The following is a 15,544-nucleotide window of genomic DNA, read 5'->3' as shown; positions in this document are numbered from 1 at the left end:
GATAAGACAGTTTTTTTCGTCAAAAATGACCATCACCAGAGGATGACCCGGTGAACCGTTTTGTAATTGCTGACTCGACGGTCTGTATTGGCTGTCGAACCTGTGAGGCGGCGTGCTCGGAAACACACCGCCTGCACGGGCTACAGTCCATGCCGCGCCTGCGCGTCATGCGTAATGAGAAAGAGTCTGCCCCGCAGCTCTGTCACCACTGTGAAGACGCGCCATGCGCAGGCGTCTGTCCCGTCAATGCCATCACCCGCGTTGACGGCGCGGTACAGCTGAACGAAAGCCTGTGCGTGAGCTGCAAGCTGTGCGGCATCGCCTGTCCGTTCGGCGCCATTGAGTTTTCCGGCAGCCGTCCGCTGCATATTCCGGCGAATGCCAACACCCCGAAAGCGCCGCCTGCGCCACCGGCTCCGGCACGCGTGAGCACGCTGCTCGACTGGGTGCCGGGCATTCGTGCCGTTGCGGTGAAGTGCGACCTGTGCAGCTTCGATGAACAAGGTCCGGCCTGCGTGCGCACCTGTCCGACCAAAGCGTTAATTCTGGTTAATATTCGCGACATCGCCCGCACCAGCAAACGCAAGCGCGAGCTGACCATCAATACTGACGTCGGCGATCTTTCGCTGCTGCGGGCGCTTAACGAGGGGGCGAAATGAACGCGATAGTTATGATGACCAGCGGCGTGGCCTGGTTTGCCACCGCCGCTGTCCTGGCGCTGCTCCTCTCCTTCCATAAAACGCTGAGCGGCTGGATCGCCGGTATCGGCGGAGCGGTCGGCAGCCTGATGACGCTGGCGGCGGGCGGCGTTGTCCTGATCGACGGCCAATCCGTCGACACCCTCATCCCGCTGATCCACCACGCCGTTGAGCTTACGCCGCTAAATGCCATCTGGCTGGTCACCTTTGGTCTGTGTGGGTTGTTTATCAGCCTGTTTAATATCGACTGGCACCGCCATCAGCACACCAACGCCAACGGCCTGCTGGTCAACCTGTTGATGGCCGCCGCGGTCTGCACCGTTGTCGCCAGCAACCTCGGCGCGCTGGTGGTGATGGCTGAAATCATGGCCCTGTGCGGCGTGTTCCTGACCGGATGCAGCGCCTCCGGCAAGCTGTGGTTTGCGCTCGGACGACTCGGCACGCTGCTGCTGGCGCTGGCCTGCTGGCTGGTGTGGCAGCGTTTCGGCACGCTGGACTTTGCCGTGCTTAACGGCCAGCCGCTGGGGAATGACGTCTGGCTGTTGGGCGTAATCGGTTTTGGCCTGCTGGCCGGGATTATCCCGCTGCACGGCTGGGTGCCGCAGGCGCATGCCAATGCCTCGGCCCCGGCTGCCGCGCTGTTCTCCACCGTGGTGATGAAGGTCGGTCTGTTCGGCATCCTGACGATAACCCTGACGGGCGGCCAGCCGCCGCTGTGGTGGGGCGTGGCGCTGCTGATTGCGGGGATGATCACCGCATTTGTCGGCGGGCTGTACGCCCTGATGGAGCATAACATCCAGCGCCTGCTGGCGTACCACACCCTGGAGAATATCGGCATCATCCTGCTCGGCATGGGCGCGGGTGTCAGCGGGCTGGCGCTCAACCAGCCGGCGCTGATTGCCGCCGGGTTTATTGGCGGTCTGTATCACCTTATCAACCACAGCCTGTTTAAAAGCACCCTGTTCCTCGGCGCGGGCAGCGTCTGGTTTCGCACCGGGCACCGCGATATTGAAAAGCTCGGCGGGATTGGCAAAAAAATGCCCGTCATTTCGCTGGCGATGCTGGTCGGGCTGATGGCGATGGCCGCGCTTCCGCCGCTGAACGGCTTTGCCGGGGAGTGGGTGATCTATCAATCCTTCTTCGCGCTCGGCCAGAGCGACGCGTTTATCGCGCGGCTGCTCGGCCCGCTGCTGGCGGTTGGGCTGGCGATTACCGGGGCACTGGCGGTGATGTGTATGGCAAAGGTTTACGGCGTCACCTTCCTGGGCGCGCCGCGCACCCGCGAAGCGGAAAACGCCTGTTGCGCCCCGGTGCTGATGGCGACCAGCGTGGTCGCGCTGGCGCTGTGCTGTATCGCAGGTGGGGTTGCCGCGCCGTGGCTGCTGCCGCTTCTGGGCCACGCCATTCCGCTGCCGCTGGCTACGGCGCATACCGTCGTGTCCCAGCCGATGATGGCGCTGCTGCTGATTGCCGCGCCGCTCCTGCCGTTCGTGCTGATGCTGTTCTTCAGACGCGACCGTCTCGCCTCCCGCTCGCGCGGCGCGGCGTGGGCCTGCGGCTACGAACACGAGCAGTCGATGGTCATCACCGCCCACGGTTTCGCCATGCCGGTGAAGGAGAACTTCGCCGCCGTGCTGAAGCTGCGCCACTGGCTGAACCCGGTGGGCTGGGTGCCGGGCTGGCAGAGTGCCGCCGTGCCCGTGCTGTTCCGCCGCCTGGCGCTGATCGAGCTGGCGGTGCTGGTGGTGATTGTCATTTCACGAGGAGCCTGACATGAGTTTGTTACTGGCAATTCTTCAGGCGCTGGTGCTGTTTGCCGCCGCGCCGCTGCTGTCGGGCATCACGCGCGTGGCGCGCGCCCGGCTACACAACCGTCGCGGGCCTGGCGTGCTCCAGGAGTACCGCGATCTCTTCAAGCTGCTCTCCCGTCAGAGCGTCGCGCCGGATGCCGCAGGTTGGGTGTTCCGCCTGACGCCGTTCGTGATGGTCGGCGTGATGCTGACCATCGCCACCGCGCTGCCGGTAGTGACGGTGGGCTCGCCGCTGCCCGTGCTTGGCGATCTGATTACGCTGATCTACCTCTTCGCCATCGCGCGTTTCTTCTTTGCGATTGCGGGCCTGGACACCGGCAGCCCGTTTACGGGTATCGGCGCCAGTCGTGAGGCGATGCTCGGCGTGCTGGTTGAGCCAATTCTGCTGCTGGGGCTGTGGGTCGCCGCGCAGGTTACTGGTTCGACCCACATCAGTTTCATCACCGACACCGTTTACCACTGGCCGGTTTCACGTTCGCTCCCGCTGGTGCTGGCGCTCTGCGCCTGCGCGTTCGCCACCTTTATCGAGATGGGCAAGCTGCCGTTCGATCTCGCGGAAGCGGAGCAGGAATTGCAGGAGGGGCCACTCACCGAGTACAGCGGCTACGGCTTTGCGGTGCTGAAGTGGGGCATCAGCCTCAAGCAGCTGGTGGTGTTGCAGATGTTCGTCGGCGTTTTCTTCCCGTGGGGGCAGATGACGCACTTCTCTGCGGGCGGCCTGCTGCTGGCCGTTGTGGTGGCTGCGCTCAAGCTGCTTATCGGCGTGCTGGTGATTGCCCTGTTTGAAAACAGCATGGCGCGCCTGCGTTTTGTCGAAACGTCACGCATTACCTGGGCTGGTTTTGGTTTTGCATTTTTAGCGTTCGTCTCCTTGCTGGTGGCGTGATTAAAGAGAGTGTTTATGTCTGAAGAAAAGAAAGGTCAGCAGTATCTCGCCGCGTTGCATCAGGCTTTCCCGGGCGTGGTGCTGGAGGAGTCATGGCAAACCAAAGACCAGGTAACCGTCACCATTAAGGTGAACTACCTGCCGGAAGTGGTGGAGTTTCTTTACTACCAGCAGGGCGGCTGGCTGTCGGTGCTGTTCGGCAACGACGAGCGTCAGCTGTGCGGCAACTATGCGGTGTACTACGTGATGTCGATGGAGCAGGGCGAGAAGTGCTGGCTCACCGTGCGCGTCGAAGTTGACCCGAACAAGCCGGAGTACCCGTCCGTCACGCCGCGCGTACCCGCCGCCGTCTGGGGCGAGCGCGAAGTGCGCGACATGTACGGCCTGGTGCCGGTTGGTCTGCCTGACGAGCGTCGTCTGGTGCTGCCGGACGACTGGCCGGATGAACTCTATCCGCTGCGCAAGGACAGCATGGACTACCGCCAGCGTCCGGCCCCGACAACCGACAGCGAAACCTACGAGTTCATCAACGAGCTGGGCAGCAAGAAGAATAATGTGGTGCCGATCGGCCCGCTGCACGTCACCTCTGACGAACCGGGCCACTTCCGCCTGTTCGTCGACGGCGAAAACATTATCGACGCCGACTACCGCCTGTTCTACGTCCACCGCGGCATGGAGAAGCTGGCGGAGACCCGCATGGGCTACAACGAAGTCACGTTTCTTTCTGACCGCGTGTGCGGCATCTGCGGCTTTGCCCACAGCACCGCCTACACCACCTCGGTGGAGAACGGCATGGGGATCGTGGTGCCGGAACGCGCGCAGATGATCCGCGCCATTCTGCTGGAGGTGGAACGCCTGCACTCACACCTGCTGAACCTCGGCCTGGCCTGCCACTTCGTCGGCTTTGACTCCGGGTTTATGCAGTTCTTCCGCGTGCGTGAGGCATCAATGAAGATGGCGGAGATCCTCACCGGGGCGCGTAAAACCTACGGCCTGAACCTGATCGGCGGGATCCGCCGCGACCTGCTGAAAGACGACATGATCCAGACCCGCCAGCTGGCGCAGCAGATGCGACGCGACGTGCAGGAGCTGGTGGACATGCTGCTCAGCACGCCCAACATTGAGCAGCGCACCGTCGGGATTGGTCGTCTTGACCCGGAAATCGCCCGCGACTTCAGCAACGTCGGTCCAATGGTGCGCGCCAGCGGCCACGCCCGCGACACCCGCGCCGATCACCCGTTCGTCGGCTACGGCCTGCTGCCGATGACCGTGCACAGCGAGCAGGGCTGCGACGTCATCTCCCGCCTGAAGGTGCGCATCAACGAGGTGTTTACTGCGCTGAACATGATCGACTACGGCCTCGATAACCTGCCGGGCGGCCCGCTGATGGTGGAAGGCTTCACCTACATTCCAAACCGCTTTGCCCTCGGATTCGCCGAAGCGCCGCGCGGGGATGACATTCACTGGAGCATGACCGGCGACAACCAGAAGCTCTACCGCTGGCGCTGCCGTGCGGCGACCTACGCCAACTGGCCAACCCTGCGCTACATGCTGCGCGGTAACACCGTCTCTGACGCGCCGCTGATCATCGGCAGCCTCGATCCGTGCTACTCCTGCACCGACCGCATGACCGTCGTGGACGTGCGCAAGAAGAAAAGCCAGGTGGTGCCGTACAAAGAGCTTGAGCGCTACAGCATCGAGCGTAAGAACTCGCCGCTGAAATAAGGACTCATCATGTTTACCTTTATCAAAAAAGTGATCAAAACCGGCGCGCAGACCAGCAGTTATCCGCTGGAGCCGATCCCGGTGGATAAAAACTTTCGCGGCAAGCCGGAGCACAACCCGCAGCAGTGCATCGGCTGCGCGGCCTGCGTCAACGCCTGCCCGTCGAATGCCTTAACGGTGGAAACGGACCTGAAAACCGGCGAGCTGGCCTGGCAGTTTAACCTCGGGCGCTGCATCTTCTGCGGCCGCTGCGAGGAGGTCTGCCCGACGGTAGCCATTCGCCTGTCTCAGGAGTACGAGCTGGCGGTGTGGAAAAAAGAGGATTTCCTCCAGCAGTCGCGCTTTGCGCTGTGCAACTGCCGCGTCTGCAAGCGTCCGTTCGCCGTGCAAAAAGAGATCGACTACGCCATCGCGCTGCTGAAGCACAACGGCGACGTGCGTGCGGAGCATCACCGTGAAAGCTTCGAAACCTGCCCGGAGTGCAAACGTCAGAAATGCCTGCTGCCGTCTGACCGCATCGATTTAACCCGTCATATGAGAGAGGCCAGCTGATGGAAAACTTACTCGGCCCGCGCGACGCTAACGGCATTCCGGTACCGCTGACGGTGGAGGAGTCCATCGCCAGCATGAAGGCGTCGCTGCTGAAAAAAATCAAACGCTCGGCCTACGTCTATCGCGTGGACTGCGGCGGCTGCAACGGCTGTGAGATCGAAATCTTCGCCACCCTGTCACCGCTGTTTGACGCCGAACGCTTCGGCATCAAAGTGGTGCCGTCCCCGCGCCACGCGGATATCCTGCTGTTCACCGGCGCGGTCACCCGCGCGATGCGCTCGCCTGCGCTGCGCGCCTGGCAGTCTGCGCCGGATCCGAAAATCTGCATCTCCTACGGCGCCTGCGGCAACAGCGGCGGCATCTTCCACGATCTTTACTGCGTCTGGGGCGGCACCGACAAAATCGTGCCGGTGGACGTTTACATTCCGGGCTGCCCGCCGACGCCCGCCGCCACGCTGTACGGTTTTGCCATGGCGCTCGGCCTGCTGGAGCAGAAGATCCACGCCCGCGAGCCGGGCGAGCTGGACAACCAGCCAGCCACTCTCCTGCACCCGGATATGGTGCAGCCGCTGCGGGTGAAGATCGACCGCACGGCGCGCAGGCTGGCGGGTTACCGCTATGGCCGTCAGATTGCAGACGATTATCTGCGCCTGCTGAGCCAGGGCGACCATCAGGTGGCGCGCTGGCTGGAGGCGGAAAACGATCCGCGTCTCAATGAGATCGTGGCAAACCTGAACAGTATTGTGGATGAGGCGCGTATCCGATGAGTGAAACGGTGGTGTTCAGCCAGCTGAGCCGTAAGTTTATTGATGAGAACGATGCCACGCCGGATGCGGCGCAGCAGGTGGTCTATTACAGCCTGGCGATTGGGCACCACCTCGGGGTGATCGACTGCCTGGAGGCGGCGTTAAGCTGCCCGTGGCCCGAGTACCTGGCGTGGATCGCCACGCTGGAGGAGGGCAGCACGGCGCGGCGCAAAATGGAGGGCGTGCCTAAGTACGGTGAGATCGTTATCGACGCCAACCACATTGCGATGCTCGCCAACGCCTTTGACGCGGCGCTGAGCGTACAAACCCCGGCGCAGCAGGCGTGGAGCAAAACGCTGCTCGGCATGCTGCACGATATTCATCAGGAGAGCGCCATCTACCTGATGGTGAGGAGATTACGTGACTGACGTTTTATTGTGTGTCGGCAACAGCATGATGGGCGACGACGGCGCGGGCCCGCTGCTGGCGGAGATGTGCGCTGCGAACCCGCCGGGCAACTGGGTGGTGATTGACGGCGGCAGCGCGCCGGAAAACGACGTGGTGGCCATTCGCGAGCTGCGCCCGGACAGGTTGTTAATCGTCGATGCCACCGATATGGGGCTCAACCCCGGCGAGATCCGCCTGATTGACCCGGACGACATCGCCGAGATGTTTATGATGACCACCCACAACATGCCGCTGAACTACCTGGTGGATCAGATTAAAGACGACGTGGGTGAGGTGCTGTTTCTGGGCATTCAGCCGGACATCGTCGGGTTTTATTATCCGATGACGCCGCCGGTGAAAGAGGCGGTGGACGTGGTGTATTCACGGCTTGCCGGGTGGGTTGGGGACGGGGGTTTTCAGCCCCTCACCCCGGCCCTCACCCCAGAGGGGAGAGGGTGAAAACCGCATCGAGCAGTTTGTAGGCCGGGTAAGGCAACGCCGCCACCCGGCAAAACAGGCTACGCCAGATCCGCCCCGTTACTCGCAATCACCTTCTTATACCACCAGAACGATTTCTTGCGCTTTCGATCCAGCGTGCCGTTCCCGGCGTCGTCGCGGTCGACGTAGACAAACCCGTAGCGCTTGCTCATCTCCCCGGTTGAGGCCGAGACCAGGTCAATGCAGCCCCAGGTGGTGTAGCCCATCAGCGGGACGCCGTCCTCAATCGCGTCACCCATCGCACGGATATGCTCGCGCAGGTAGCTGATGCGGTAGTCGTCGTTGATCTCGCCGTTTTCATCAATGACGTCCTTCGCCCCGAGGCCGTTTTCCACCAGGAACAGCGGCTTCTGGTAGCGGTCATACATCATGTTCATGGTGATGCGCAGCCCGAGCGGGTCGATGCCCCAGCCCCACTCGCTCACCTGAATATGCGGGTTGCGCAGGGACTTCACGATGTTCGCCGCGCTGGTGTTGCCCGCGTTCATATCCGCCGACGCGCAGCGCGAGGCGTAATAACTGAACGAGACAAAGTCGACGGTGTTTTTCAGCAGGTCGTCGTCGCCGGGGTCTTTCACAATCACCACCCCTTTCTCGCGGAACACGCGGGCGGAGTAGGCCGGATAGCTGCCGCGCGCCTGCACGTCGATAAAGAACAGGTTCTCGCGGTCTTTCTCCAGTGCCATCCACACGTCTTCCGGCTTGCAGGAGTAGGGGTAGAAGTTACCGCCCGCCAGCATGCAGCCGACCTGGTTTTCCGGGTTCACCTCGTGGGCGATTTTGGTCGCCAGCGCGCTCGCCACCAGCTCGTGGTGCGCGGCCTGGTATTTCACCTGGTCTTCGTTTTCCCCTTCCTCAAACACCAGCCCCGCGCCGGAGAACGGGCTGTGCAGCATAATGTTGATTTCGTTGAAGGTCAGCCAGTATTTCACCAGCCCGTTAAACGCCTCGAAGCAGGTGCGGGCGTAGCGGGCGAAGAAATCCACCATCTTACGGTTGCGCCAGGAGCCGTACTCCGTCACCAGGTGCATCGGCACGTCGAAATGGCAGAGGGTCACCAGCGGCTCGATGTTGTACTTTTTGCACTCCTCGAACACCGCGCGGTAGAAGGCAATGCCCTCCTGATTTGGCAACGGTTCGTCGCCGTTCGGGTAGAGGCGGCTCCAGGCAATCGAGGTGCGGAACACCGTAAAGCCCATCTCCGCCATCAGGGCAATGTCTTCTTTGTAACGATGGTAAAAATCAATCGCCTCGTGGCTCGGGTAAAATTCGTCGTCACGCAACGAAAACCGTTTTTCCTTGCCGACTTTTACCGCCAGACGGTTTGCGCCGTGGGGGATCATATCGACCGTCGTCAGTCCTTTGCCGCCTTCACGGTAAGCACCTTCACTCTGGTTGGCGGCAAGCGCGCCGCCCCATAAAAATCCTTGTGGAAAAACAGACATTCTTACCTCGCTTTCAGTTTATGCTTCTGCTGCTTTGTTCTGTACCGGTGCGGTTTGCAGGGCGCGTGCTTTTTCGGCTTCGTCTTCTACCGGGATATCTTCAAACCCTAACAGCAGGGTCAGCACGAACGACAGCACCACCGCCAGACCCATCACACCAAACACCCAGACGATGGTCATCGGGTTGGCCGGGTCGAAGAACTGCACGCTGGTGAACAGCCCCGGCGCCGCCATGGAGTGGCTGGCAAGACCGGCCATGCCGGCCACCGCGCCGCAGATAAAGCCGCTGATCAGGCTCGCAATCAGCGGACGCTTCAGGCGTACCGCCACGCCGTACAGCGCCGGTTCAGAGATCCCCGCCATGATGGCGGAGGCCGCAGCCGCCAGCGCCGTCTGGCGCAGCTCCGGGTTTTTGGTTTTCCACGCCACCGCCAGCGATGAACCGCCGAGTGACAGGTTGGCGCCGATTTCCGACGGCATCACCATCCCTTCTTTGCCCGTTTCGGCAATGGTCTGGATGATGGTCGGCGTAAACACGCGGTGCATCCCGGTCATCACCAGCAGCGGCCACAGAGCGCCCATAATGGCAACGGAGAGCCAGCCCAGATAGCCGTGAATGGTGTAGACCAGCGCGGAGATGGCGCTACCGATCCAGATCCCGAGCGGGCCAATCAGCACGATGGCGAGCGGGGCGGCAATCAGCACGATCAGCATCGGCTTGAGGAAGTTTTTGGTCACCGCCGGGGTGATGCGATCCACCCAGCGTTCGATATACGACAGGCACCAGGTCATCACCAGGGCCGGGATAACGGTATAGGTGTATTTCACCGCCGTAACCGGAATTAAGGCAAATTCTACATGCTCGCCCTGCGCCGCTTTCGCCATCAGCTCGATAAAGCTCGGGTGAACCAGTACGCCCGCAATGGCTATCGCCAGGGACATGTTGGTTTTGAACTTCACCGCTGCGGAAGCCGCCACCATCAGCGGCAGGAAGAAGAACGCGCCGTCGCCAATAACGGTCAGGATCGTCAGCGTCGGGTCACCTTTGCCCAGCACGCCGGTCATCTCAAGGATCATCGCCAGCAGCTTGACCATCGACCCGCCGATGATCGCCGGGATCAGCGGAGACATGGTGCCGATCAGCGCGTCGAGGATCCCGGCGCCAATCCGGCGCAGCGTAAGCTTCTGTGGACCTTCCGCTACGGCAGGTTGCAGGTTGGCGGGCAGCAGGCTCACCACTTCACGGTATGCCTGGGACACGGTGTTGCCGATGATCACCTGGCACTGATTGTCGTTGCGCACCACGCCGAGCACGCCGCTGATGCTTTTCAGACGCGCGGCGTCGGTAAGGCTTTCGTCTTTCAGAACGAAGCGCAGGCGCGTCATGCAGTGGGTGACGGCGACGATGTTCTCTTTACCGCCCAGCGCGCTAACCACGTCATTTGCCAGCGCAGCGTAATTTTTTGCCATCGGATGTGATCCTGTTATCGTTGTGAGAAGTGTAGGAAACCGGTTTCACATAATCATCATGAGTTTCTTTTAATGAAACAAGACCACTTTTTATGCATTTTTTCGTTTCGTGATGACGATCACTCGTGGCCGTATAAAGCGTGATAACGCCGCTGCGACAATTTTTCTGCGGTGAAGTACACTGCGGCTCATCAGATTTGAATGGAATAACACTATGACCACGATGCTGGAAGTGGCGAAGCGGGCAGGCGTGTCGAAAGCGACGGTCTCCCGGGTGCTGTCGGGGAACGGTTACGTCAGCCAGGAGACGAAAGACCGCGTGTTTCAGGCCATCGAAGAGAGCGGGTATCGCCCCAATCTGCTGGCGCGAAACCTGGCGACCAAACGCACCCAGACCCTGGGGCTGGTGGTGACAAACACCCTGTACCATGGGGTCTACTTTAGCGAGCTGCTGTTTAACGCCGCGCGGATGACGGAAGAGAAGGGGCGTCAGCTAATCCTGGCGGACGGCAAGCACAGCGCCGAAGAGGAGCGCGAGGCGATCCAGTACCTGCTCGACATGCGCTGCGACGCGGTGATCATCTACCCGCGTTTTCTGAGCGTGGAAGCGCTGGACGAAATTATTGAGAAATGCGAGCAGCCGATTATGGTGCTCAACCGCCGTTTGCGGAAAAACAGCAGCCACAGCGTCTGGTCCAATCATAAAGCGTCGTGTCAGGACGCAGTATCGCAGTTGATCGCGAAAGGCCACCGGGAGATTGCGTTTATCACCGGTTCGCTGGATTCCCCCACCGGCGTGGAGCGTCTTTCCGGCTACAAGGACGCGCTGGCGCAGCACGGCATTGCCCTGCGTGACGCGCTGATCGCCGAAGGGAAGTGGAGCCCGGCCAGCGGCGCGGCGGCGGTCTCTCAGCTGCTCACCCGCGGCGAAACGTTTACCGCCCTGGTGGCGAGTAACGACGATATGGCGATTGGCGCCATCAGGCAGTTGCACGAGAGCGGCGTCGCCACGCCGGGCGCGGTGTCCGTCATCGGCTTTGACGACGTGGCAATCGCGCCCTATATCGTGCCGTCCCTCTCCAGCGTGCGTATTCCGGTAACGGAGATGATCCAGGAGACCATCAGCCGCCTGATCTTCATGCTCGACGGCGGTGAGTTTAAGCCTCAGCAAACTTTTTCCGGCGAGCTTATCCTGCGCGGCTCCGTCATTGACTGCCCGCATCGCTGACGTCGACATCTGTCATCGTCACAAATGACGATGACAGATCCTCTTCTTTTTTATTTCGCTTTAAAATCAATGTGTTAAATATTGGCACGGTTTATGAATAGCTTCGCGCATAACAGTTATGCCGGAGAAGCAGATGAACCGTTTTATTATGGCCGATGCCAGCAAATGCATTGGTTGCCGTACCTGTGAAGTGGCGTGCGTGGTGTCCCATCAGGCGGAGCAGGATTGCGCCTCCCTGACCCCCGACACCTTCCTGCCGCGCATCCACGTCATTAAAGGCGTGAATATTTCCACCGCCGCTATCTGTCGCCAGTGCGAAGACGCGCCGTGCGCCAACGTCTGTCCGAACGGGGCGATTAAGCGCGAGAAAGGCTTCGTGCATGTGATGCAGGAGCGCTGCATCGGGTGCAAAACCTGTGTGGTGGCGTGTCCGTATGGCGCGATGGAGGTGGTCGTTCGCCCGGTGGTGCGCAACAGCGGTATCGGGCTGAGTGTGCGCGCGGAGAAAGCCGAAGCCAATAAATGTGACCTCTGCTACCACCGCGACGCCGGTCCGGCGTGTATGGAAGCCTGTCCGACGCATGCGCTGGTCTGCGTCGATCGCGACAAGCTCGAACAGATGAGTGCCGAAAAACGCCGCCGTGCGGCGTTCGACACCTCGTCATCGCTGCTGTTTTAAGCTGCAATGCGCGTTAACGGCGTACAGCTTCGGGTGCGCGGCAAGGTGCAGGGGGTAGGATTTCGTCCCTTCGTCTGGCAGCTTGCACACCAGCTGGGGCTGGCGGGCGACGTGTGCAACGACGGAGAGGGTGTCCTGGTGCGTCTCGCGGGTAGTGGGGGTGACTTTACCGCGAGACTGCGCCAGGACTGCCCACCGCTGGCGCGCATCGATCGCGTTGAAACGCAGCCGTACAGTTGGAATACGCTGCCGGACGAGTTTGTCATCCGCCACAGCGAGAGCGGGGCGATGGACACGCAAATCGTCCCGGATGCCGCCACCTGTCCCGCATGCCTGGCGGAGATGCGCGATCCGCGCGAGCGCCGTTATCGCTACCCGTTTATCAACTGCACCCACTGCGGACCGCGGTTTACCATTATCCGCGCCATGCCCTATGACCGCCCGGCCACGTCAATGGCGCCTTTCCCGCTCTGTGTGCCCTGTGAAACGGAGTACCGCAACCCGGCTGACCGGCGTTTTCACGCTCAGCCGGTGGCCTGCCCGGACTGCGGGCCGCAGCTGGAGTGGCAAGCCGGGGATGCTGCCACCACCCGCGAATCGGCGTTAAGCGCGGCGGTGGAGAGATTGAAAAACGGCGGGATTGTGGCGGTCAAAGGGCTGGGCGGATTTCACCTGGTCTGCGACGCGCTTAACCCACAGGCGATTCGGAAATTGCGGGCACGCAAGCAGCGCCCGACCAAGCCGCTGGCGGTGATGATCCCGCATGCGAACGATCTGCCGGAGGCCATCCAGACGCTGTTAGGTTCACCCGCTGCGCCGATTGTGCTGACGCCAAAAGCCTGCCTTCCTGCGTTTCCTGAGGAGATTGCGCCGGGGCTAAATACAATTGGCGTGATGTTGCCTGCGAACCCGCTCCAGCATTTGCTGATGTTGGACTGCCAGCGCCCGCTGGTGATGACCTCCGGCAACCTCAGCGGCCATCCACCCGCCATAAGCAACCAGCAGGCGCTGGAAGAACTCAGTGACGTCGCTGACGGCTTCCTGCTGCACAACCGCGATATTCTTCAACGGATGGATGATTCATTAATGGATCGGGAGGGCACGATGCTGCGTCGCGCACGCGGTTTTGTGCCGGATGCCATCACATTGCCCGCCGGATTCCGCGACATCCCGCCCATGTTATGCACCGGCGCGGAGATGAAAAATACCTTCTGCCTGGTACGTGGCAACCAGGCGGTGCTGAGCCAGCATTTTGGCGATCTGAGCGACGAGGGCGTAGAGGCGCAGTGGCGCAGTGCGCTCTCGACGATGCAGGACATCTACGCCTTCCAGCCAGAGCGCGTGGTGTGCGATGCCCATCCGGGATATCACGCCCGACAGTGGGCCCGGGCGCAGGCGCTGCCCGTTGAGACCGTGCTGCATCATCATGCGCATGCAGCAGCGTGTCTGGCGGAGAATGGCTGGCCGCTCGACGGCGGGGATGTTATTGCCCTGACGCTGGATGGGATCGGTATGGGTGAGAACGGCGCGATGTGGGGCGGCGAGTGCCTGCGGGTGAACTATCGCGACTGCGAACGGCTGGGCGGTCTGCCAGCCGTTGCGCTGCCGGGGGGCGATCTGGCGGCAAAACAGCCGTGGCGCAATTTGCTCGCCCACTGTCTGGCGTTCCTACCTGACTGGCAGCAGTACCCGGAAACAGAGGCGGTACAGTGTCAAAACTGGCCGCTGCTGGCAACGGCAGTGTCGCGCGGTATCAATGCGCCGCGGGCCTCCTCCTGTGGTCGTCTGTTTGACGCCGTGGCCTGTGCGCTGGGCATTGAAACGCAACGCTATGAGGGCGAAGCCGCATGCCGGCTGGAGGCGCTGGCCGAACGCTGTCCAGGGGTTGATCATCCGGTGACGCTCAAGACGGATAACCTTGCGCTGTTCTGGCAGCAGTGGCTGGCCTGGCGGGCGGAGCCCGGCGAGCGCGCCTGGGCCTTTCACGATGCGCTGGCAAAAGGGCTGAGCGAACTGGCGGCAACGCATGCGCGCCGACGGTCGCTCTCTACGGTGTGCTTCAGCGGAGGTGTCCTTCACAACCGCCTGCTACGCGCGCGCCTTCGTCATTACCTTTCTGATTTCACGCTTCTTTTTCCTTCGCGCCTGCCCGCAGGCGACGGAGCGATCTCCTTCGGGCAGGCGGTGGTTGCTGCCGCCCGATCATGTTCACAAAGGATTTAAAATGTTACGACTTTTACGCAATGAACCTCGTGCAGCGTGCCTGCTGCTGGCTCTGGTGATGGCTAACCTGCTGGCCTGGGGGCTGGCGTGGCACACCTTTAGCGGCAGTACGGCGCTGATGGCGGCCAGCCTGCTGGCCTGGTGTTACGGACTGCGTCATGCGGTGGATGCCGACCATATCGCCGCGATTGATACCGTGACGCGTAAGATGATGCAGCAGGGCAAGCGCCCGTCCGGCGTGGGCGCATGGTTTTCCCTCGGACACTCCACCATCGTGGTGCTGGCCTCCATTGCCATCGCCGCCACCGCCACGGCGTTTCAGAAAAATATGGAATGGTTCCACGAAACCGGCAGCCTGATTGGCACCGCCGTCTCCGCCACCTTCCTGCTGGCGATGGCGCTGGTGAATATGGTGATCCTGCGCGGCGTCTGGCGCAGTTTTCAGGCACTGAAACACGGCAGGCCCGTGCAGGGCGACATCACGCTGCCTGCCCAGGGTGGCGTCATGAACTGGCTGTTCGGCAAAACCTTCCGCCTCGTCAATAAAAGCTGGCAGATGTATCTGGTGGGCTTCCTGTTTGGCCTCGGCTTTGACACGGCCACCGAAATCGGCGTGCTGGGGATCTCCGCCGCCAGCGCCTCCAGCGGGATGTCGGTGTGGTCGATCATGATCTTCCCGGCGCTCTTCGCCAGCGGCATGGCGCTGGTGGATACGCTCGATAACCTGCTGATGGTGGGTGCCTATGGCTGGGCGTTTAACAAGCCACAGCGCAAGCTGTACTACAACATGACCATCACCGGCACTTCGGTGGTGGTGGCGCTGTTTATCGGCGGGCTGGAAGCGCTGGGTCTGCTGATGGACAAGTTGGCCCTCAGCGGCGGCGTGTGGGATATGATTGGCGCGGTGAACGATAACCTGGGCGACGCCGGGTTTGTGGTGGTCGGGCTGTTTGTCGCCTGCTGGCTGATCTCAATGGCGAACTACCGCTGGCGCGGTTATGACGCGCTGGTGGTGCGGTCCTGAACCACGCAGCCCTGTTTTTACCCGGCGGCGCTACGCTTGCGCGGGCCTACAAGGTTTACCGTTATGGTGTTAAGTAGGCCGGGTAAGCGGAGCGCCACCCGGCATGACGAGG

General features: G+C 61.6%; 14 protein-coding genes. 12 read left to right on the top strand and 2 right to left on the bottom strand.

Translation table 11 applies throughout. The features are described 5' to 3' along the window. Window positions 1–50 precede the first annotated feature (50 nt). The 8 genes from ACQG2Q_RS18325 to hycI are packed head-to-tail and all read left to right on the top strand — an operon-like array spanning window position 51 to window position 7,324. Entirely contained in the window at window positions 51–659 is a 609-nt protein-coding gene (locus ACQG2Q_RS18325; protein WP_022649166.1) for a 4Fe-4S dicluster domain-containing protein, read from the top strand. Next, window positions 656–2,470 (top strand): formate hydrogenlyase subunit 3, encoded by a 1,815-nt coding sequence (gene hycC, locus ACQG2Q_RS18320; RefSeq protein ID WP_063849443.1) that lies wholly within the window; start codon window positions 656–658, stop codon window positions 2,468–2,470. The genes ACQG2Q_RS18325 and hycC overlap by 4 nt, the downstream gene beginning before the upstream one ends. 1 nt (window position 2,471) lies before the next feature. After that, a complete protein-coding gene (locus tag ACQG2Q_RS18315) occupies window positions 2,472–3,395 on the top strand; it encodes a respiratory chain complex I subunit 1 family protein (RefSeq protein ID WP_063849442.1) in 924 nt (307 codons plus the stop codon). A 15-nt stretch (window positions 3,396–3,410) separates the two neighbouring features. Then, a complete protein-coding gene (hycE, locus tag ACQG2Q_RS18310) occupies window positions 3,411–5,120 on the top strand; it encodes a formate hydrogenlyase subunit HycE (protein WP_022649163.1) in 1,710 nt (569 codons plus the stop codon). Window positions 5,121–5,129: 9 nt separating this feature from the next. Further along, window positions 5,130–5,672, top strand: coding sequence for a formate hydrogenlyase complex iron-sulfur subunit (locus tag ACQG2Q_RS18305; RefSeq protein ID WP_003862138.1), 543 nt, complete (start codon window positions 5,130–5,132; stop codon window positions 5,670–5,672). Next, complete coding sequence (locus tag ACQG2Q_RS18300) at window positions 5,672–6,439, top strand: NADH-quinone oxidoreductase subunit B family protein (RefSeq protein ID WP_022649161.1); 768 nt, start codon at window positions 5,672–5,674, stop codon at window positions 6,437–6,439. The genes ACQG2Q_RS18305 and ACQG2Q_RS18300 overlap by 1 nt, the downstream gene beginning before the upstream one ends. Next, window positions 6,436–6,846, top strand: coding sequence for a formate hydrogenlyase maturation HycH family protein (locus ACQG2Q_RS18295; protein WP_046618624.1), 411 nt, complete (start codon window positions 6,436–6,438; stop codon window positions 6,844–6,846). Before ACQG2Q_RS18300 ends, ACQG2Q_RS18295 begins: the two co-directional genes overlap by 4 nt. Then, complete coding sequence (gene hycI / locus ACQG2Q_RS18290) at window positions 6,839–7,324, top strand: hydrogenase maturation peptidase HycI (RefSeq protein ID WP_063849441.1); 486 nt, start codon at window positions 6,839–6,841, stop codon at window positions 7,322–7,324. Before ACQG2Q_RS18295 ends, hycI begins: the two co-directional genes overlap by 8 nt. Before the next feature lie 59 nt (window positions 7,325–7,383). Here the strand turns inward: hycI and ACQG2Q_RS18285 are convergent, their stop codons facing one another. Together ACQG2Q_RS18285 and ascF are read right to left on the bottom strand one after the other, a co-directional pair. Beyond that, on the bottom strand, window positions 7,384–8,808 hold the full coding sequence (locus ACQG2Q_RS18285; protein ID WP_023298466.1) for a 6-phospho-beta-glucosidase: 1,425 nt from the start codon (window positions 8,806–8,808) through the stop codon (window positions 7,384–7,386). 18 nt (window positions 8,809–8,826) lie between these two features. Then, window positions 8,827–10,278, bottom strand: a complete 1,452-nt coding sequence (ascF, locus tag ACQG2Q_RS18280) for a PTS cellobiose/arbutin/salicin transporter subunit IIBC (protein ID WP_022649157.1) — start codon at window positions 10,276–10,278, stop codon at window positions 8,827–8,829. A gap of 214 nt (window positions 10,279–10,492) precedes the next feature. Here ascF and ACQG2Q_RS18275 point away from each other — a divergent pair, with 214 nt between their 5' ends. The 4 genes from ACQG2Q_RS18275 (at window position 10,493) to ACQG2Q_RS18260 (ending at window position 15,432) form a co-directional block, all read left to right on the top strand. Next, window positions 10,493–11,506 (top strand): LacI family DNA-binding transcriptional regulator, encoded by a 1,014-nt coding sequence (locus ACQG2Q_RS18275; protein WP_426759253.1) that lies wholly within the window; start codon window positions 10,493–10,495, stop codon window positions 11,504–11,506. A gap of 133 nt (window positions 11,507–11,639) precedes the next feature. After that, on the top strand, window positions 11,640–12,185 hold the full coding sequence (hydN, locus tag ACQG2Q_RS18270) for an electron transport protein HydN (RefSeq protein ID WP_017382793.1): 546 nt from the start codon (window positions 11,640–11,642) through the stop codon (window positions 12,183–12,185). A 6-nt stretch (window positions 12,186–12,191) separates the two neighbouring features. Next, a complete protein-coding gene (gene hypF / locus ACQG2Q_RS18265; RefSeq protein WP_063849440.1) occupies window positions 12,192–14,408 on the top strand; it encodes a carbamoyltransferase HypF in 2,217 nt (738 codons plus the stop codon). 1 nt (window position 14,409) lies between these two features. Continuing rightward, on the top strand, window positions 14,410–15,432 hold the full coding sequence (locus ACQG2Q_RS18260; protein ID WP_063849439.1) for a HoxN/HupN/NixA family nickel/cobalt transporter: 1,023 nt from the start codon (window positions 14,410–14,412) through the stop codon (window positions 15,430–15,432). The last annotated feature ends 112 nt before the right edge of the window (window positions 15,433–15,544 follow it).

This window comes from Enterobacter cloacae complex sp. 370H10 (assembly GCF_050031535.1).
GTDB lineage: Bacteria > Pseudomonadota > Gammaproteobacteria > Enterobacterales > Enterobacteriaceae > Enterobacter > Enterobacter intestinihominis.
The sequence above is the reverse complement of the archived record's forward strand: the minus strand, read 5'-3'. Positions and strand labels throughout refer to the sequence as shown.